This window comes from Ferrovum myxofaciens (assembly GCF_000735045.1).
GTDB lineage: Bacteria > Pseudomonadota > Gammaproteobacteria > Burkholderiales > Ferrovaceae > Ferrovum > Ferrovum myxofaciens.
The window spans coordinates 1-310 of record NZ_JPOQ01000412.1; the positions used below are offsets into that span (position 1 = coordinate 1).

Consider the following 310-nt stretch of genomic DNA (forward strand, 5'->3'; position numbering starts at 1 on the left):
AAGTAACCTTTACGCTACTCGAAGAAGACGGTGGTTCACTCATCTGGCCTCAAATCACGGGAGCGAGACGCCTTAGGTGATACCTCATGCAAGAAGTTCTATCGATTTATCACGAAGTCGTCTGAAGATGGAAATTCAGGTTGAAAGCCGGCTACAATTACTCACAGATTCCACCAACAAAGTTTTAAATTATATTAAGGACCAGTATGTTAGGCGCAATAATCGGCGACATAGTCGGCTCAATTTATGAATTCGACAATCACCTCAGTAAAGAATTTGTTTTTTTTGGTGAGGATGCTAGATTCACCGA

General features: G+C 41.6%; 1 pseudogene. It reads left to right on the forward strand.

Features of this window, described 5'->3' with window-relative positions:
• Positions 1-206: 206 nt before the first annotated feature.
• A pseudogene (locus tag IV91_RS19895) lies at positions 207-310 on the forward strand (ADP-ribosylglycohydrolase family protein); the annotation flags it as partial.